This window comes from Oceanobacillus longus (assembly GCF_042650085.1).
Lineage (GTDB): Bacteria > Bacillota > Bacilli > Bacillales > Amphibacillaceae > Oceanobacillus > Oceanobacillus longus.
On sequence record NZ_JBHSAO010000011.1, the window covers coordinates 180,201 to 199,438 of the forward strand.

General features: G+C 39.7%; 16 protein-coding genes. 15 read left to right on the plus strand and 1 reads right to left on the minus strand.

Going from position 1 to position 19,238, the window contains the following annotated elements:
- Window positions 1-63: 63 nt before the first annotated feature.
- Entirely contained in the window at window positions 64-1,419 is a 1,356-nt protein-coding gene (locus tag ACFOUV_RS14850) for a hypothetical protein (RefSeq protein WP_379497565.1), read from the minus strand.
- Between the two features lie 260 nt (window positions 1,420-1,679).
- Here ACFOUV_RS14850 and ACFOUV_RS14855 point away from each other — a divergent pair, with 260 nt between their 5' ends.
- From ACFOUV_RS14855 to ACFOUV_RS14925, 15 genes are all read left to right on the plus strand, one after another.
- Window positions 1,680-2,696, plus strand: a complete 1,017-nt coding sequence (locus tag ACFOUV_RS14855) for an NAD-dependent epimerase/dehydratase family protein (protein ID WP_379497566.1) — start codon at window positions 1,680-1,682, stop codon at window positions 2,694-2,696.
- On the plus strand, window positions 2,697-3,758 hold the full coding sequence (locus ACFOUV_RS14860) for a dihydrodipicolinate synthase family protein (RefSeq protein ID WP_379497567.1): 1,062 nt from the start codon (window positions 2,697-2,699) through the stop codon (window positions 3,756-3,758).
- A gap of 17 nt (window positions 3,759-3,775) precedes the next feature.
- On the plus strand, window positions 3,776-4,774 hold the full coding sequence (locus tag ACFOUV_RS14865) for a zinc-dependent alcohol dehydrogenase (RefSeq protein WP_379497568.1): 999 nt from the start codon (window positions 3,776-3,778) through the stop codon (window positions 4,772-4,774).
- An 86-nt stretch (window positions 4,775-4,860) separates the two neighbouring features.
- Window positions 4,861-5,919, plus strand: a complete 1,059-nt coding sequence (locus ACFOUV_RS14870) for a Gfo/Idh/MocA family protein (RefSeq protein ID WP_379497569.1) — start codon at window positions 4,861-4,863, stop codon at window positions 5,917-5,919.
- A 16-nt stretch (window positions 5,920-5,935) separates the two neighbouring features.
- Window positions 5,936-6,988: a Gfo/Idh/MocA family protein gene (locus tag ACFOUV_RS14875; protein WP_379497570.1), complete on the plus strand. Its 1,053-nt coding sequence runs from the start codon at window positions 5,936-5,938 to the stop codon at window positions 6,986-6,988.
- Window positions 6,989-8,548, plus strand: coding sequence for an FAD-dependent oxidoreductase (locus tag ACFOUV_RS14880; RefSeq protein WP_379497571.1), 1,560 nt, complete (start codon window positions 6,989-6,991; stop codon window positions 8,546-8,548).
- A 23-nt stretch (window positions 8,549-8,571) separates the two neighbouring features.
- Complete coding sequence (locus ACFOUV_RS14885; protein ID WP_379497572.1) at window positions 8,572-9,552, plus strand: acetylxylan esterase; 981 nt, start codon at window positions 8,572-8,574, stop codon at window positions 9,550-9,552.
- A 13-nt stretch (window positions 9,553-9,565) separates the two neighbouring features.
- Window positions 9,566-10,405: a sugar phosphate isomerase/epimerase family protein gene (locus ACFOUV_RS14890; protein ID WP_379497573.1), complete on the plus strand. Its 840-nt coding sequence runs from the start codon at window positions 9,566-9,568 to the stop codon at window positions 10,403-10,405.
- A 916-nt stretch (window positions 10,406-11,321) separates the two neighbouring features.
- The gene (locus ACFOUV_RS14895; RefSeq protein WP_379497574.1) at window positions 11,322-12,029 is read left to right on the plus strand and encodes a hypothetical protein; all 708 of its coding nucleotides are present in this window, start codon (window positions 11,322-11,324) and stop codon (window positions 12,027-12,029) included.
- Window positions 12,026-13,003, plus strand: a complete 978-nt coding sequence (locus ACFOUV_RS14900; RefSeq protein ID WP_379497575.1) for a Gfo/Idh/MocA family protein — start codon at window positions 12,026-12,028, stop codon at window positions 13,001-13,003. Before ACFOUV_RS14895 ends, ACFOUV_RS14900 begins: the two co-directional genes overlap by 4 nt.
- Window positions 13,004-13,055: 52 nt before the next feature.
- Window positions 13,056-13,928: an ROK family protein gene (locus ACFOUV_RS14905; protein WP_379497576.1), complete on the plus strand. Its 873-nt coding sequence runs from the start codon at window positions 13,056-13,058 to the stop codon at window positions 13,926-13,928.
- Window positions 13,929-13,937: 9 nt separating this feature from the next.
- On the plus strand, window positions 13,938-15,074 hold the full coding sequence (gene nagA / locus ACFOUV_RS14910; protein ID WP_379497577.1) for an N-acetylglucosamine-6-phosphate deacetylase: 1,137 nt from the start codon (window positions 13,938-13,940) through the stop codon (window positions 15,072-15,074).
- A gap of 4 nt (window positions 15,075-15,078) precedes the next feature.
- Entirely contained in the window at window positions 15,079-15,240 is a 162-nt protein-coding gene (locus ACFOUV_RS14915) for a hypothetical protein (RefSeq protein WP_379497578.1), read from the plus strand.
- Window positions 15,241-15,269: 29 nt separating this feature from the next.
- Complete coding sequence (locus tag ACFOUV_RS14920; RefSeq protein WP_379497806.1) at window positions 15,270-16,052, plus strand: GNAT family N-acetyltransferase; 783 nt, start codon at window positions 15,270-15,272, stop codon at window positions 16,050-16,052.
- Window positions 16,053-16,340: 288 nt separating this feature from the next.
- Entirely contained in the window at window positions 16,341-19,223 is a 2,883-nt protein-coding gene (locus tag ACFOUV_RS14925) for a family 10 glycosylhydrolase (protein WP_379497579.1), read from the plus strand.
- Window positions 19,224-19,238: the final 15 nt, after the last annotated feature.

Below are 19,238 nucleotides of genomic sequence, written 5' to 3' on the forward strand. Positions count from 1 at the left end.
TGGATGCTGAAGTAGAAACGAATCGGGTGCACTTGGAAGACATACCCGATTCGGTAGAAAGCTTTAATTTGCTTCATCAATGATAAAACTGAGTCTGTAAATCCTGCGGGGTCTGCCTTTGAGGGTTACTCTTTCCTCGCCGACGATTTCAACAATTTCAGCATCCATCCATTTCAGCAGAATCCGATGTGCGCTTCGGTTGGTGATGTTTAATGTCGCAGCTAGTTCCTGAGCAGTATAATCATATTTTTTATACCTTGCAACACGAGCCATTAATTTAGTCATATAAGCAGCAGACATTCCAGCTTTATCTGCTTTATCAAGTAACTTGGCATCGGTAATTGCAAGTTCATACCGCTCATATTGTGTGTTTGTTGTGATATCAACAGGACCTAGAACACTACGATCTTCTCGAACAATATAACAAACATTGCCACCTAATTCTTTTGATTGCCTTAGTGCTAAGCGAGCATGGCTTCCTGCCTCAGCGGCTGAACCGCCGAATCCAACACCGATGCTTAGGGTGATATTTAACTCATTTTTAGTATCCTGCAGTAAAGGAATAAATTTGTAGCCCCTCGTTTCACGTTCAAAGATACCTCGGGTGGTTATAAAGGAGAATTCTTCACCACCGGAATTGACCAAATGACCATCTAACTGTTTTGTGTAATCTAGTAGCATTTGTTGAATTTGGAGTTTTAAAAGTTGGACATCATGTTCAGAATTGTATTTTTCGATGACTTTATTAAAGTTATCGATATCAATTAGTCCAAAAACAATTTGTGACTCTTTATTCCTGCGAGTTTCTGAAGCTAATAGTGCTCGTTCAAAAGATACAATCATATCCTGTTGTGTTGGGGTAACCCATTCATTTGGAATATTCATCTCAGATAATTTCATAGACACATTCTGGATACCGGTAATTGCAATAGATCCATATTTTCTATAGTTTTGTGTATGGAAGTTTATAATTGCTTCAATGAGATCACCTTCAGACTGATTTTTAAAAATAATATATTCATAATTCGGATCTTCCAGTTCAAACAGAATTTGTTCCAAGTACTTTTTCTCAATCGAATCAATCGATAATTGTTTTAATCCAAAATTATTTTTTATAAGAAATAACGATCTGTAAAGACCAGTTCCCATGAGGGGTACATGATGAACAGGAATAGTAAAGTTAATAACTTCTTTTGCTTTTGTATACATATGATGCTCTGTAAACATCAGAACATCCACTTCATCCATTAGTTGTTTTGCAATATCAATAATTTCACTACAAGAAGTAATGATAGAAAAAACGGGACTAAAGTTTGGAAAGGCTTTCAAAACATCTTTTGATAAATTCATAAGTGCTTCAGGTCCAACAATTCCTATTCGAATTTCTGAATTACCGTTCATCGAATTCATGAGTTGCATTCGCTCATCTCCAATATAAAGACACATAAAAAGACTTGTCTTTTATTATTTGTTTTAATTATCATACTTTTTAAACATATATTTGTCAAAATATTTGAATAAAAAAATGGTGACAAAATTGTCATCTATTAAAAGACACTTTTAAGACTTGTCTTTTAATAACCGTGTCCATACAATATAAATAAATATTATTCTGAAATTTCCTAAAAGTGGTGGATTCCAAAATAATTTCATGAAGTAAAAACGAGGAGTGATTTTTAATGAAAACAATTGATGAGCTCGAACAATTTATGACAATTCCTTCTGAAGCATTAATAAATGACCTTAAAAAAATAGATGGAGATATCTTGATTTTAGGTATAGGGGGGAAAATGGGTCCTACCTTAGCGAAAATGACCAAAAGGGCTATTGACCAAGCTGGTTTGGATAAACAGGTAATCGGTGTATCGCGTTTTTCTTCAGGGAATTTAAGAGAAGATCTTGAGAAATATGGAATTAAAACAATCGCTGCTGATTTATTGGTTGAAGAAGAACTTCAGTCCCTCCCAGATGTTAAAAATATTATTTATATGGCAGGCAACAAATTTGGAACTGTCGGGAATGAGCATTTTACATGGGCAATGAATGCTTACTTGCCTGGTCAAATTGCTCAAAAGTATAAAAATTCAAGAATAATTGCCTTTTCTACAGGCAATGTCTATCCATTAACCAAAGTACTTAGCAGCAATTGTTCGGAGGATACACCTGTAAATCCAGTCGGGGAATATGCCCAGTCTTGCTTAGGCAGGGAACGTGTACTTACCTATTTCTCACATAAAAATTCGACACCGATGCTTATGTTCCGGTTGAATTATGCGATTGATATGCGTTATGGTGTGTTACTTGAAATTGCAAAGCAGGTTAGTCAAGAAAAACCGATTGATCTTACAATGGGAAATGTCAATGTGATTTGGCAAGGAGATGCAAATGAATATGCAGTCCGTTCCTTGTTACATACGGAGAACCCACCAAAAATTTTAAATATTACCGGACCGGAAACCCTATCGGTAAGGTGGTTAGCAAATGAGTTTGGCAAACGATTCAATAAAGATGCAAGATTTATAAATGACGAGAATCCACAAGCATTATTAAATAATTCATCGAAAGCGCATAAATTATTTGGATATCCTAAAGTTTCTGTACTTGAAATGATTGACATGATTGCGGATTGGCTTGAGCATGATGGTGAAACACATAATAAACCGACCCATTTCCAAGAACGAGAAGGTGCGTTTTAAATGTTAAAGGAAGCGGTTAAAAAGCAACTACATGAAGGCACAGTTATCCCCGCCCACCCACTCGCACTAACAAGTGAGAAAAAACTGGATGAAGCAGGACAGCGAGCATTAACACGTTATTATATCGATGCTGGAGTAGGTGGAATCGCTGTCGGTGTTCATACGACGCAATTCGAAATTAGGAATCCGGAGTTTAATTTATATGAAAAGGTATTGAAACTTGCCATCGAAGAAATGGAGAAGGGCAATACCCCAGATTCATTTATTAAAATAGCTGGAATTTGTGGACCTGTCGAGCAGGCTTTGGCGGAGGCGGAATTCAGTAAATCGATTGGCTACGATTTAGGTTTGCTTAGCATGGGAGGATTAAACCATTTAACAGAAGATGAATTGATTGATCGGACAGAGCAGGTGGCAGCAGTTATTCCTGTATTCGGATTTTACTTGCAGCCTGCTGTAGGTGGGAGAATATTCACCTTTGATTTTTGGAAGCGATTTGCGGATATTCCAAATGTGCAAGCAATCAAAATTGCACCATTTGACCGCTATCATTCCTTTGATGTGGTTCGGGCAGTCTGTCACTCCAAACGTAACGACGAAATAGCATTGTATACCGGCAATGACGACAATATTGTAAATGATTTGCTAACGACATATCACATTCGTTCCGGAGATGAAAAAATAGAAAAGAAGATTGTTGGTGGACTGCTTGGACATTGGTCAGTCTGGACAAAAAAAGTCGTAGAAATGTTTGCTAACATAAAGGATGTACAAGGGGAAGCACAGATCCCAAGCAATTTATTAACGCTAGGACAGGAAATAACAGATGCCAATGCAGCATTTTTTGATTCATCTAATAGCTTTAAAGGAAGTATCGCAGGAATAAATGAAGTGTTAAGACGACAAGGCTTATTACAAGGAAACTGGTGCTTACTGGAAAAAGAAAAATTAAGTCCGGGTCAAGCAGAGGAAATTGATCGTGTATATAGAAGCTATCCACATTTACATGATGATGAATTTGTGAAAGCTAATTTAACAAAGTGGTTTGACGAAAGACAGTAAACGGAGGAGGTAGCTTGATGCAAAAACTCATAGCATATAACAAACAAGTGAAAATAGTCGAAGATGAGATGCCAGTCGTCAAACCTTCTTATGTGCTAATTAAAACAATGTATTCCGCAATTTCACCCGGCACAGAGCTAATGGCGATTGAAGGAAGTGAGGGTAGAGAAACCGAATTTGGTTACAGTGCTGTTGGAATGGTTGTAGATTCTGGAGACGACATACAAGATGTGGCAAATGGGGATCTAGTTGCATGCTACGGAGCTCCATATGTCCATCATTCGGAATATTTACTCGTACCTAAAACATTATATTCAAAAATACCAACAACAATGGAACCAAGACAAGCAGCTCTTTCTGGCATTGGGGCGATCGCTATTCACGCCCTTCGAGTGGCAAAACTGCAATTTGGTGAGACAGTAATTGTTGTTGGATTAGGTCTGTTAGGTCAAATGATTGCCAAAATAGCAAATGCAGCGGCATATAATGTCATTGCATATGATCTTCACGAAAGTCGAGCAAATATGCTCTTGGAAGATACAGGAATAAAATCGTTTACGAGTATAGATGACATGGAAGTAGCCATAGGGAAAGCGACAAAAAATAACGGAGTCGATGCTGTACTACTATGTGCAGGTGGTAAACGGTCACCTCTGACAAACCAAAGTTTGAACTGGATACGAAACAAGGGAAAAGTTGTCATCGTTGGTGATGTGGAGCCAGAATTCCCTAGAGAGAAGATGTTTGCTAAAGAAGCAGAAATCTTAATCTCACGCGCCGGGGGCCCTGGGCGCTACGATAAAGTATATGAAGCAGAAGCAATCGACTACCCATATGGATTTGTTCGTTGGACAGAGGGTAGAAACATAGAAGAATATATCCGTTTAGTTAATGAGGGTCGAATTGATGTAAGTCCTTTCCTAACAGAAGAGATAAGCTTTACGGATGCACCTGGGGAATTTCAAGCGTTGTTAAATAAAAAGTCGAGCACATTGACAAAGATTATTCGGTATTAAATAAATATAGATTAGGTTTGGGACATCAGCAAAAAATCAACCAATACCCGTTTCAAAAACTATATTAACGTAAGGTGCGGATAAGAATGGAAAAAATAAATGTTGCTCTTATCGGAGTGGGAGCAATTGCCGAATCGACACATTTAGTTTATTTGCAACAGCACAAAAATGTAACCGTTTCAGCAATTGTTGATTTAGATATCGAACGTGTAAAAAAAGTAGCTGAGAAAAATAAGATTAAACATTGTTTTACTACCATCGATGAAATGTTAAACACTATAACCCTCGATGCGGTGATTATATGTACACCAAATGGTACCCATATTCCAATTGCGAAAAAAGCAGCGGAGCATGGGATACATGTTTTTATCGAAAAACCAATCGGTACGGATTTGGAAGAGGTAAAGGAATATTTGAAGGTATCAAAAGCCAAAAATGTGATGACGATGGTCGGGATGACCCATCGATTTCGACGAGATGTATCCATTGTAAAGGAATATGCAGACCGTAACACATTCGGCAATATTTATTATGCAAAGGCGAAGCTGTGCAGAAGAAGAGATACGCCTAAAGGTTGGTTTACGAATAAAGACCTATCTGGCGGTGGAGCAATGATGGATACGGGTGTGCACGTACTTGATCTAGCATGGTGGTTAATGGGTCAACCGAAAGTAGCATCCATTACAGGTAAAACGATTTCAGGACTAGGAAACTATCAAACAAAATATGTATCCAGTTGGGAATCGCAAAATAAACGTTTAAATGGAAACCATATTTTCGATGTTGAAGATTTTGGGGCTGCATGGATTCGCTTTGATAACGGTGCTGTTTTATCCCTTGAAATTGCATGGGCAATGAATGGTGAGCAGGATGAAGGTATTTCCATTGAACTATTAGGTGATAAAGGTGGAGCTACGTTAACACCGTTAGCGATTTATAAAGAGGAAGAAGGTACACTTGTAAAATCCAATCCATTATTTGAAACGAACGATGCATTTGAAAATGAAATCAATCACTTCATCCATTGTGTTCAAACAAAATCCACACCATTAATTGATGGAGACCAGGGATATGAAGTGTTAAAAATGTTGCAAGGAATCTATGAGTCCTCAGAGAAACAGGAAGAAATAAAGTTCAAAAATTGAAGGGAGAACGAAATATATGCTTAAAGTTGGAGTAATCGGAGTCGGTTCCATTTCAGAGTTTCATATAAAACCTTATCTTGAAAATGACCAGGTGGAATTACTGGCATTATGTGATTTGAATGAAGAGCGTCTTACAGAAAAAGGGGCATTATATGGAGTAAGTGAACTTTATAGTGATTACCATGAGCTATTAAAAAATAAAGAAATTGATGCGGTTAGTATTTGCACGTGGAATAATTCCCATGCAGAGATCGCAGTAGCTGCACTCGAGGCTGGGAAAAATGTGCTCGTGGAAAAGCCATTATCGATGACAGTGGATGAGGCTTTACAAGTTGAAGCAGCGGTTGAAAAGACAGGGAAAATAGTACAAGTTGGATTTGTTCGCAGACATGGAGATAATACAAAACTACTAAAAACATTTATCGATAATGGCGAGCTTGGTGAGATCTATTATGCCAAAACATCTTGTTTAAGAAGATTAGGTAATCCTGGTGGTTGGTTTAGTGACCGTACGAAATCAGGTGGAGGTCCATTAATCGACTTAGGTGTGCATATGATTGATATATGTTGGTATCTCATGGGCAAACCCCGCCCAGTTTCCGTTAGTGGGAACACCTATAACAAATTAGGGAATCGAAGTCATATTGAAAATCTATCCTTCTATCAAGCTGCAGATTATGATCCAACATTGAATGATGTGGAGGATTTAACCGTTGCATTAATCCGCTTTGAAAATGGGGCATCTATCCTTGTAGACGTGAGTTTCACATTGCAAGCCAAGAAGGATGAATTATATGTAAAGCTCTTTGGTGATAAAGGTGGAGCTGAGGTTGAGCCAGAACTGTCCTTAGTAACAGAGAAGCATAATACGATTTTAAACATTACTCCACAAGTAGACAATCTAGGCCTAGATATTAATCAAGCATTTCATAGTGAAATTAACCATTTCGTTTCATGCTGTCTGGATGGGACGGAAAATATCGCCCCTGTATCGGATGGAGTTCAAGTAATGAAAATGTTGAATGCGATTTATGAGTCTGCAAACACCGGGAAGGAAATTTACTTATAGATGACGAATATGAATGTAGATGTAGTTATTGTCGGAGGGGGATTCGGTGGCTGTGCAGCAGCACAAGCCGCCTGTGATCAAGGGCTTAGCGTATTATTAACAGAAGAAACGGAATGGATAGGTGGTCAGGTTACCTCCCAAGGTGTTCCGCCAGATGAGCATAAATGGATAGAGGAATTTGGCTCAACGAAGCGATATCGCAGTTATCGTAAGCAAGTAAGGGATACGTATTTGCGGACGATGGATGTAAAATCAAAGGACGAAAACTTTAATCCGGGCAACGGTTTAGTGAGTAATATATGTCATGACCCACGTGTAACGTTACATGTATTAAATGAAATGCTCATGCCTTATGTTTTAACAAATCAGCTGACGATTGCATTAAACACAAAAGTACATGCCATTGATAAACAAGCAAAGACGTTACAAAAAATGACTTTTAAAAACGTAAAAACCGATACGCAACTACACGTTTGGGCTCCTTATTTTATTGATGCGACAGAGGCTGGAGATGTATTGCCACTGGCAGATCTGCCATATGTGGTAGGTGCTGAAGCCAAATCGGAAACAGGGGAAGCCCATTCATTGGAGATGGCTAACCCAGAAGATATTCAGGCATTTACATATGTGCTTGGAATGGAATACCGGGAAGGCGAAGAACATACTATTGCTCAACCCGACATGTACGATTTTTGGAAAAATTTCCACCCCGACATTTGGCCTGATAAATATTTGAGTTTCTATGCACCACACCCAATTACGAAGGAAAAAAGAGAGTATACATTGTTTCGTCAAGAGACAGGGTTCCCTTTATGGGAGTATCGCCGAAGCTTTGATAAAGAACAATATAATACCCCTTTTCCAGCCGGTGATATTACATTGATGAATTGGCCGCAAAACGATTACTTTTTAGGCAATATTTATGATGTTTCAGATAGTGAAAAAAAGAAGAGTGAATACGAGGCAAAACAGCTAAGTCTTTCCTTATTATACTGGTTGCAAACTGAAGCACCACGACCTGACGGCGGCAAAGGCTATCCCGGTTTGAAGCTTCGAAAAGATATATTTGGAACAGAAGATGGGCTGGCAAAAGCACCTTATATTCGGGAATCAAGACGCATTAAAGCTGAATATACGATTGTAGAACAGGACGTCTCCCCAGATTTTAATGAGGGAAAAACAGGCAAGAAATACGATGACAGTGTCGGAGTTGGATCGTATAGCATAGATTTGCATCCAAGCATGTCCGGAAGAAATTATGTTGATATTCCCGCATTGCCATTTCATATTCCATTAGGAGCACTGATTCCTAACGATGCAGATAATCTCCTGGCAGGTTGTAAAAATATCGGAACGACGCATGTAACAAATGGTTGTTACCGGCTACACCCAACGGAATGGAATATTGGGGAAGCGTGCGGAGCATTAGTAGCTTTTTGTATCAACAATGATAGTAATCCGAAGCAGGTACGCAAAAATCAAATGCTACTGCGTTCTTTTCAAGAAGAATTAAGAAAAGATGGCTTTGAGCTTGAATGGCCTGAGGAATTTTACCAATAGCGTAAGGATGGAGGTGAACAGTAGTGGGGAGGCAGATAGGTGATTTACCATTGGATGAATTACGTAATTATCGCCCCGAGCTAGTGAACAAGCCTGAAAGCTTTGATGCATTTTGGGCGGAACAAAAGATGTCCCTCAATACTATCCATCCACAAGTGGAATTAACTTGGAGAGATTATCCAGTACCAAATGTGGAAGTTGCGGATATCGTGTTTACAACGTGGGATAAAACGCCACTTACAGGAATTCTAGTGAAGCCAAAAGATGTGCAGGTGCATGAATACCCAGTTATTCTGCATTTTCATGGGTATACAGGAAGCTGTGGTTTAGCTGCTGACTTTTTAAAATGGACGACATTGGGTGTAGCTGTCATTGCATTCGATGTTCGCGGGCAAGGAAGTTCACCGGATTTTGGAATCTACCCAAATGGCAGCAGAATCCAAGGATGGATGTTATTAGGAAATCAAGACCCAGATAACTACTACTTTACAAATGTATATCGGGATATTTTGATGCAACTAAAATGGATTCGTTCGGAAGATTCGCCCATTCATCCAACGAAATTAGGTGTCATGGGCGGATCCCAGGGGGGTGGCTTGGCGCTAGGTGCTGCGGGATTAGATATGACAGTTGATTTTGCTGTTGCAGATTGGCCGTTTCTTGCACACTTCGAACGTGCACTGGAAATTGCTTTAACCGGGCCATACTTGGAAATTGTGAACTATTTTAAATGGAATGACCCACAATATCAAACATACGATAACCTGTTGCAGACACTCGGCTACATTGATGCCGTTCATTTTTGTAATTTAATCACATGCCCGACGTTAATGGCAGTCGGTCTGGAGGATGCTACGACACCACCATCCACTGTGTTTGCGGCATTTAATCATCTGAAATCAGAAGATAAAACGATGGAAGTCTATCCACAGTTTTCTCATGAGATGAACCCCTTTCATGAAGAAAAGAAGTTGGCATTTATCGCCAAGCAATTACAAAATTAGGGAGGTTTTTATTTTGAAGATAAGTATTAGTATGTATAGCCTAAATGCTACGGTTCAAAAGGAAAAATGGACAACGATTGATTTTATAGAATATGCAAAAAGCATTTCATTGGATGGCGTTGAACTATTGGATATTTATTGGAAAGACAACGACAAAGATAACGAAATCAAACAAGTCACAGAAGCATTACGCAAATATAATTTATCTGTTTCTGCCTATGATGTAACAAATAACTTTGTCAAAGAATCAAGTGAAGAACGTGCACAGGAAGTTAAAAAAATCCAAGACGGTATTCAAGTGGCGAAACAGCTGGGAACCAATATTGTTCGCGTGTTCTGTGGAGACCTGCATGATGATTTAACCTATGAAGACGGACAAAAATGGATTGTCGAAGGGTTAAAGAATTGTGCTGAAACAGCAGAAAAAGAGCAAATTTATTTAGCAATAGAAAATCACGGATTGTTAGCAGGGAAAAGTGAGCAAGTGGAGGAGATTATACAAAAGGTGGGAAGTCCTTATGTGAAATCTACCTTTGATACAGGTAACTTTTTACTCGTTCATGAGAAACCGCAACAAGCATTTGATCGATTGAAAAAAGATATCGTACATGTCCACTTCAAAGATTTCCGTGAAAAAGATCCAAGCGAAACGGTGAATGGATTCCGTTCTACCGAGGGAGTCGAATTAATCGGCACGGTCCCTGGGGATGGGCAAGTGGATTTAGCTTATATTGTTGAAGGATTAAAAGCCATTAACTATGATGGATGGCTCTCCATTGAATATGAAGGATTTGAAGATGCGAAAGTTTCTAATGAAGAAGCAGTGCAGCGTCTAAGGAATCTGTTGAAGTAACGACGGAAGTACAGTTTTTGCTGAAGTTGAGCAACTCCAGCCCAAAGTCGCGCGATCTGGTCGCGAAGTTGAGCGATTCTAGCCGAAAGTCGCGCGAAGTGGTGTCGAAGTTGAGCGATTCCAATCGAAAGTCGCGCGAAGTGTTGCCGAAGTTGAGCGACTCCACCGAAATTCGCGCGATGCGTTGCCGAAGTTGAGCGACTCCACCGAAAGTCGCGCGAAGTGGTGCGAAGTTGAGCGATTCCAGCTGAAAGTCGCGCGATGATGTGCCGAAGTTGAACGACTCCAACCGAAAGTTGCGCGATGCGTTGCCGAAGTTGAGAGATCAATCGAAATTCGCGCGATGCGTTGCCGAAGTTGAGCGACTCCACCGAAAGTCGCGCGAAGTGGTGCGAAGTTGAGCGATTCCAGCCGAAATTCGCGCGATGCGTTGCCGAAGTTGAGCGATTCCAACCGAAAGTCGCGCAATGCGTTGCCGAAGTTGAGCGACTCCAATCGAAAGTCGCGCGATGCGTTGCCGAAGTTGAGCGACTCCGACCGAAAGTCGCGCAATCTGGTCGCGAAGTTGAGCGACTCCAACCGAAAGTCGCGCGAAGTGGTGCGAAGTTGAGCGATTCCAGCCGAAAGTCGCGCGATGCGGCCCCGAAGTTGAGCGATTCCAGCCGAAAGTCGCGCGATGCGTTGCCGAAGTTGAGCGAACCAAACTGAAATTCGCGCGATGCGTTGCCGAAGTTGAGAGACTCCACCGAAAGTCGCGCGATGATGTGCCGAAGTTGAGCGACTCCAACCGAAAGTCGCGCGATCCAGTCCCAAAGTTAACTAAACCCAATCGAAAGTTAATCAAAACAAAATCACAAATCAACGACTAATTGTCTAAATTTGTGACTCACCATTCAATCCTAAGGAGGTTAAACAAATGCGTACGATTCTATTCACGAAGCTAAATAAAATAGATTCCGATACAACTACTAAGAAAATAAATTTTGTTGAATCGGCAGATCAGCTTACAAAAGAAAATGAAATATTTATCGTCGATGATAATGAGGCGAATATCGAAGCATTCATGGATGAAACCGATCAGGTATATATTCCCTTCAAGCTGCTTGATAGGGCTACAGCGAAGGGAAATGTACATGTGTATTTCGAATTGGAACAATATCCATTTTTCCAAAAAATAAAAGATGCAATTACGGTTCCAAAAGGGGTGCTACACTTTAAACGCACCATTTCCACAGCGGAGAGTACGCAATTAATTGCTAGTGATTTAATCGTATTTTCCGCCATCCTTGGTGAACCGGTAGATGTAAAAGTAAAACAAACAAATCCGACAGTAGCTCCCCATCATCAAATTGTAACAGTGAATTTTGGAGAAGGGACGATGGCGCATTTGGAATATACGATTGGAAAAGCAGACGAAAAGATTGAGTTGGAGTGGAGTGGGATCAAGCAAATCATTGAATTTGATAGTGAAGAAATGAAGCCATTGGTTCCAGGAGGTTATACGTCTCTTCCGTTAACCTTTTCAGTAGATTCCATATTAACAACTGCAGTAAAAGCGGACGAAAAACTCCTAGAACGTCTTCAAAAATTCACGCAGCTTATCACGGGAGGTGCGAAAGTATGAAAATTGGAATGATGAGTTTCGCCCATATGCATGCCATGAGTTATGCAGATAGCTTAATGAAATTACCGAATGTGGAATTGGTCGGTATTTTTGATGATGATGTGGAACGTGGTAAGGAAGTTTCGGAAAAATTTAATACAAAACACTACATAAACCAGGAAACGTTCCTCAACGAAGAAATGGATGCTGTTATCATATGCAGTGAGAATATTCGCCACAAGGAAATGGTGATAAATGCGGCAAAAGCCAAGAAGCATATTTTATGTGAAAAACCGATTGCAACAACAGTTGAAGATGCAGAAGCAATGATCCAAGCATGTGCGGAACATGAAGTGATTTTGCAAATCGCTTTTCCTGTTCGTTTTAGCTCCCCAATCGCGCAACTGAAAAAGATGATTGATGACAAGGAACTTGGTGATATTGTTGCTTTCCGTACAACGAATCGTGGACAAAATCCAGGGGGATGGTTTATTGATGAGAAGCAATCTGGCGGTGGGGCGGTATTAGATCATACGGTACATATGGTTGATATTATGCGCTGGTATTTAGGAAAGGAAATCACCGAAGTACATGCCATCGTTGATTCCTATTTTCATGATATACCGATTGATGATGCCGGACTTTTGACAGTTGAATTTGAAAACGGAGTTATCGCTTCCCATGATGCGAGCTGGTCAAAATTCACTGAATATCCGATGTGGGGCGATGCGACAATTGAGGTGATCGGTACCAAGCAGACCGTTAAAGTAGATGCATTCAAGGAACATTTTAGAATGTTTACAAGTGGTGCAAAGTCATTAGATCATGTTTTTTACGGCAATGATATGGACTTTGGACTAATTCAGGATTTTGTGGCATGTGTCGAACAAGGAAGAGAGCCATCCATCACAGGTTTTGATGGATTAAAAGCATTGGAAGTCGCACTTGCAGCATATGTATCAAGTGATAAAAAGAAAACTGTAAATTTATCGTAATGGAATGGGCACCTACAGAAGGGTGTCCATTTTTAGAAACGGAGGAAAATCCATGTACACGATTGGAATCGATATCGGAGGTACGAAAATAAAATTTGGGATGTTTGATGAACAGAATAAGATTGTAAAAGTAGAAGTAATTAAAACGCCAAAAGAAGCAGTTTTAGAAACGATGATCGAGACCATAAGCGCTATGGGGAATGAAGGGGAAATACAAGGGATTGGAATTGCCACTGCAGGAATTATTGATATTGAAAAAGGAGTAATAACAAGTGCTGCCAATATCCCAGCCTTCGTTAATTTGCCTTTAAAAACATCGTTAGAAATGGAATTCCATGTTCCGGTAATGATTGCTAATGATGCAAACAGCGCTGCTCTTGCTGAAGGGAATGAAGGGGTAGCAAAAAAGGTCAGTAACTTTATTTCTTTAACCATTGGTACGGGGATTGGCGGAGGAATAATCCAAGATAATAAATTGGTTCATGGCACGTCCGGTTTTGGGGGTGAAGCTGGTCATATGGTAATTGTACACAATGGAAGAACTTGTGGCTGTGGCAGGAAAGGATGTTGGGAAACATACGCATCTGGTAGGGCGCTTGAGCGAATGATTCAGGAAAACCCAGCCTTAGCATCAAAGAAAATGCAACCAAAGGATCTATTCCTAAATTACAATAGTAATGATGCATGCAAAGAAATCATTGATACGTTTGTTGATTATTTGTCTGTTGGGATCCTCAATCTTCAATATACGATGGACCCGGAAATGATTGTCGTTGGTGGAGGGGTGATTGACTCCAGTGACCATTGGTGGCATCTGCTACAAGAAAAGATCACAGCTACCTCAACGATTCCAATAAATATAAGGCAGGCACAATTAAAAAATGATGCAAGCATGATTGGTGCAGGTTATTTAACAAAGAAGTGAGGGATGTACATGTTTGTTCTGAAAGGGGATATCGTTACAAATGGAAGTATTCTGAACGATGCTTTTGTACAAATAACGGATAGTAAGATTACGTATGTAGGGGACGCTCAGCCAAAAAGTGATGCCCCATTATATGAAGTGAATGGGTTTATTTGTCCTGGGTTTACCGATATTCATATTCATGGTGTTGATGGCTTTGACTTTATGGACAAAGGAGCTTTTCAAGACATTTCAGCTCTTTTGCCGAAGTATGGTGTCACATCCTATTTGGCGACTTCCCGTACGGCACCGATTTCAGATATTAGACAGTTTCTTGAAGAAGCAAAACTACATAGTAACACATTCAATAAAGCGAAGATGCTTGGTGTTCATTTGGAAGGACCTTGGATTAGTCCGAGTTATAGCGGCGCACAAAGTAAAGATTATATCCGTAAATTTTCAAAAACTGATTTGGAAGAGCTTATTATGCCATACGCTGAAATAATAAATAAAATTACGCTTGCTCCTGAAGAATTGGATGACTTCTCTAACATCAAAGCATTGGAGGACCTTGACATACAGGCTTCTGCAGGCCACACCAATGCAACAATAGAAGAGATTGGAGAAGCGATAGCGTACGGACTTCGGAGCCTGACCCACACGTTTAATGCAATGAGTCCGATTCATCATCGCACACCAGGAACTGCAGCGGCAGCACTTTATTATGATGACTTATTTTGTGAAATCATTACAGATGGGGTACATATTCATCCGATGATGATTGAGCTTTTATACCGAACAAAAAGAAAAGAGAAAATGATACTTATTTCCGATTGTACCGGTTATAACAAGTTGCCGGATGGTGCGTATGATTTAAGGGGCAAGGAGCTTAAGAGGACCGGGAATCAAGTTACATTAAAAAACGGAACATTGGCAGGGAGTGCAATCACTTTAGATAAAGGTATCAAATATGTCGTGGAAAATTGCCATATCCCTTTGGCAGATGCTGTATTTATGGCAACGGAGACCCCCATTTCTGTAGTCGGTACGGAAAAAAAACTTGGAAGAATTGAAGCCGGATATGAAGCAGATCTAGTCATTTTAGATAGGGAACTAGAGGTGGAAAAAACGATAATAAATGGAAAATTAATTTATGAAGGAGTGTAAGTGAATGAAAATTAGAAGACTCAAATCACATGAATATGCAGAAGCAATAAAACTGGCTGACGTGACCTTTCGTGATGGAACACATACGTCTATGGGAGATGCATTTCCCCAAGTGTTTTCTCCGGCATTCGTTTATCCTACGGAGCTTTTGAAGCTGAAAAGTTAGTTTCTTTTATTGGTCTTGCTCCATCAACAATTAAAGTTGGGAATGCCGTCTTGAATATCTTCTTCATCGGTGCAGTTTGTACGGACGTGGACTATCGTAATCGAGGGATCTCCAGTGCCATATTAAAAGAGATTTATACATATATCGATCAGGCGGAAGCTTCCTTACTGTTCATATCAGGAACAAGGGGGCTTTATCGCAGGAATAATTGTCATCCCTTTGGCAAAGTGCATGTTGAAAGCAGTATATGGGAATGGACGATGCTGTTAGATGCTGGAGGATATACAAGTGTCTTTAAAATGAAACAAGCTTTGTACGTCGCAACAACTGACGGAGCACTGGATGGTTATGTTGTAATCGGCTTACCGACCGAAGCGAGTACCTATGAACAAGGAATTGTCACTGACTGGGGAGGAAATCCAAAGGCAGTTTATGCAATTTTAATGGATTTACTTAAGACATCTACCATAGAAAAAATCGAAATAAATATTCCTTGGCAAGATAAATTGAACGATGAATGTAAGGGCTATACATCGGATACGAAGAAAAATGGGGGAACGATAAATATTGTAAATGCGAAGAGATTATTGGATCAGCTCATGCCTTATTTGAAAGAAAAAGAATTGGCCCAGAACTTAGAAGTCGTGCAGCAAAACGATGATGGTGTATTACTCAAATATGGAGAGTTTGAGAAGGCATTTTCCAATGAAGAATTAGTAGATTTGATATTCGGAAATGGACAGGTTGATCGTTCATTTGAGCAATTATTTCCGGTTCCATTGCCTAGTACGGAGGGTTTCTTTTACGTGTAAGTTGCTCCCGAGTATCATGCATGACCTTTAACCTGTATACAAATAGGGTATGAGACTTAATGACTAAATATTTAGAAATTTAATATTATTACATTGACTCAACAAATTTGATAGTGTAATTTTATATATGAAGGATTTATCCGGTAATTAAAAATATTACGGTGATAATATCCTTCTTGTTGTTTCTATCAACTTGTAATTTACATCAGGATAAAAAATAGGAAAGGGGTAAGGATTCGCAGAGTAAACTTATAAATAAGTGAATTAGTAGAGGAGATGAAGGAAAGTATGAAATTTTACCGACAATTAGGTTTATTCGTTTCAATGTTACTTATCATTGCATTACTCCCTGCTCTAGCATCAGCAGAGATTTCAGACGACGATCTTGTAGAAGTGGAAGCTGCACCAGTAGACCCAACGATTAGCGTAGAAGGGCCAAGGCATGAGATAGACTTTGTAGATGAGAGTATAGAAGGAAAAGCTGATTTTATTGCACTTTATACCGAAGAGTTTGCTAGTGAGATACTCGTGAAAAAGTTTTGGGTTGCTGTCCAAGTGGACGAGAACAATCAAGTTTTAAAAGTTGTAAGTCAATCCAATGGTGGATCTGTACCAACATGGGAAGAGGAACAAACGCTTTCGGTTCCTGAAGGGGGATACGTTTTATTAGCACATGATGATTCCTGGGTAACAAAGGATTTCAGAAAATATTTGGCAACTAATTTTAATGCCGATGACATCATTAAATTAAGGAAGAATGGAGAAGTTGTACCAATTTCTGAATTTATGACAGGGGACGGTTTACTCGCTGGGATTCAGTTAGATAATGAGCTAATGTATACTGTTACTGAACAGGAGACCGACATATCTGGGTCAATTAGAAACTTTGAGGTTGATCAAACATACCAGTTATTAGCGAATGGAGAAGAAGTAAATGTATCAGAAGATGGCACATTTAATTATTCACAAACCGTTGATCCAGGTTCGAACTATATTGATTTGGAAATCTATAAAAATGATAGCTTACATGAGACCCAATCGTTAATTGTTTACTATAAAGAATCACAAGCAGAAGAAAAGGAAGTATTCTTATGGGTCGAACAAGGACCAAACGCACGTCGATTCCAATCATCGGAGGATGTTTATAATATGCTTGTCGATGCAAAGGATGCAGGTGTAACTGCGATAGCATTGGATGTAAAGGGTGTAGAGGGCTTCGCCGCTTATCAGGAAAACGACTTGACTGGCAGGCCGTATATTAGTGAAATGACTTCACCTGCCAGGGCAGGATCAAATCCGGATCTTGACCTACTAGAAGAGTTTATCTCACATGCTCATAGCCTGGGACTAGAAGTTCATGCAGCTATTAACGTATTTGCAGAAGGTTCCATTGCTCATGATGAGTATGCAGTACTTAACGATCATTTGGATTGGGAAGAGGAAGTATATCGCTATGAAGATGATGGTGAGATCCTAAGATTGCGTGAGAGTGATTATGGACAAGGTGGTGCTCTCGTTGCTTTTGTCAACCCTGCAAACCGTGAAGCACGTGAATATCAGTTAGATACGTTTGAAGAGATAATCAAGAACTATGATGTTGACGGGGTGCTTTTAGATCGGGGAAGATATGATAACTTTTTTGCTGATTTCAGTGATGTATCTAGAGAACAATTTGAGACATATCTGGATGGACAAGGCAAGGAGCTAACAAATTGGCCGGAGGATGTTTTCACTTATGATGGCAGCACCCGGATCGATGGTCCATTGATCAACGAGTGGTATACGTATCGGTCCAGTGTAATAAAAAGCTTTACAAGTGAAGTAAGGGAATTAGTAGATTCATACAATGTAACAGAAAATAGGGACGTTTTACTATCTTCCTATGTTGGTTCCTGGTACGAATCCTATTACTTAAATGGAGTAAACTGGGCAAGTCCGACATTTGAGTATGATGAAAGACTGGAATTCCCACAAGAAAGCCTATACACAGAGGAATATTCTAATACAGGGTATACAGATGATTTGGACTTTCTTATGATTGGAACATACCAAACTACAGCAAATGAAGTGAAAAAGTATATTACACAAGGAAATATTCTAACCGATGGGAAAATACCATTATATGCGGGAATGGCATTGGTGAACGTTCAAGATCCTGCTGTACAAAGAGATGTTTTCCAAGCAGGGTTAGCAAATACGGATGGCCTTATGCTTTTCGACTATTCACAAGCTAATTTCCCAGTTATAAAAGCGTCAATTAATGATGAAGTATACGTGAAAGATTATCAGTTAGGCATCAGTAATCCAAAAGAAAGCTCGAACTTTATTGAGGGAGATTTCCTGAATATCAACCGAAATGATGGAAATATTAATGTCTACTCCGAAGCCTTTGGACCTTCAACTGCCACAAATAAATGGGGTGTGGAAGCGGTCGTAGATGCCTCAGGTCAAGTCGTGGAAATGGTTAATAAACGACAGGCAATGGAGTGGAGCTGGGGGACTCAGGAAGATAATAATAGCCTGATTCCTGATGGTGGATTTGTTGTTTCGGCGCAAGACCCATCTGGTTCACGTGAGAAGCGACAAACCGTTGCATTTACGTATGACATTGGTGATGAAGTGAGAGCAGCATTGTTAAGTGGATTTTTAGACTATGAGGGACAAACAGTTAACAGTCTCAACCTTGATTTCAACGGCAATGTTCAAGTGGTTGGTCCGGGAGAAGTAGATGTGACAGTAAATGGGGTAGAGGCAGATATAGAAGGCAATGGTGATTTTTTAACACAGGTTGAACTGGAGCCTGGGACAAATGAAATTGAGGTAGTTGTCCATGTCGATGGATATAAAACCCACCATAAAATAGTAGAAGTTATTGCTGAGGAAGTAACGCTTGATACGGTCAAGGAAGCAGTAGATGCTACTGAAATAAATCCAGACGGTATCCGAAATTCAATTCTAGTTCAATTAAGAAATGTGGAGAGTGACTTTAACAAATCAAGAGATTTTAAAGAACAAGGAAAAGAAGAACAAGCAGAGGAATTTAAAGACAGAGGGCTTGATAAGCTCGAAAAAATAAAAGTTCGAATCGGGGAGCATAGCGGTAAGCATATTAATGAGGAAGATGCAGTAGAAATCGTCCGTATGCTTGAGATAATTCTTTTAAACCGTTAGTCAAAAATATTTAAT

Coding starts and splice junctions, on each gene's coding strand:
- ACFOUV_RS14915 (WP_379497578.1), top strand. CDS start 15,079: ATGAAAATTAGAAGACTCAAATCACATGAATATGCAGAAGCAATAAAA.
- ACFOUV_RS14865 (WP_379497568.1), top strand. CDS start 3,776: ATGCAAAAACTCATAGCATATAACAAACAAGTGAAAATAGTCGAAGAT.
- ACFOUV_RS14905 (WP_379497576.1), top strand. CDS start 13,056: ATGTACACGATTGGAATCGATATCGGAGGTACGAAAATAAAATTTGGG.
- ACFOUV_RS14895 (WP_379497574.1), top strand. CDS start 11,322: ATGCGTACGATTCTATTCACGAAGCTAAATAAAATAGATTCCGATACA.
- ACFOUV_RS14880 (WP_379497571.1), top strand. CDS start 6,989: ATGACGAATATGAATGTAGATGTAGTTATTGTCGGAGGGGGATTCGGT.
- ACFOUV_RS14850 (WP_379497565.1), bottom strand. CDS start 1,419: ATGCAACTCATGAATTCGATGAACGGTAATTCAGAAATTCGAATAGGA.
- ACFOUV_RS14900 (WP_379497575.1), top strand. CDS start 12,026: ATGAAAATTGGAATGATGAGTTTCGCCCATATGCATGCCATGAGTTAT.
- ACFOUV_RS14860 (WP_379497567.1), top strand. CDS start 2,697: ATGTTAAAGGAAGCGGTTAAAAAGCAACTACATGAAGGCACAGTTATC.
- ACFOUV_RS14870 (WP_379497569.1), top strand. CDS start 4,861: ATGGAAAAAATAAATGTTGCTCTTATCGGAGTGGGAGCAATTGCCGAA.
- ACFOUV_RS14875 (WP_379497570.1), top strand. CDS start 5,936: ATGCTTAAAGTTGGAGTAATCGGAGTCGGTTCCATTTCAGAGTTTCAT.
- ACFOUV_RS14925 (WP_379497579.1), top strand. CDS start 16,341: ATGAAATTTTACCGACAATTAGGTTTATTCGTTTCAATGTTACTTATC.
- nagA (WP_379497577.1), top strand. CDS start 13,938: ATGTTTGTTCTGAAAGGGGATATCGTTACAAATGGAAGTATTCTGAAC.
- ACFOUV_RS14855 (WP_379497566.1), top strand. CDS start 1,680: ATGAAAACAATTGATGAGCTCGAACAATTTATGACAATTCCTTCTGAA.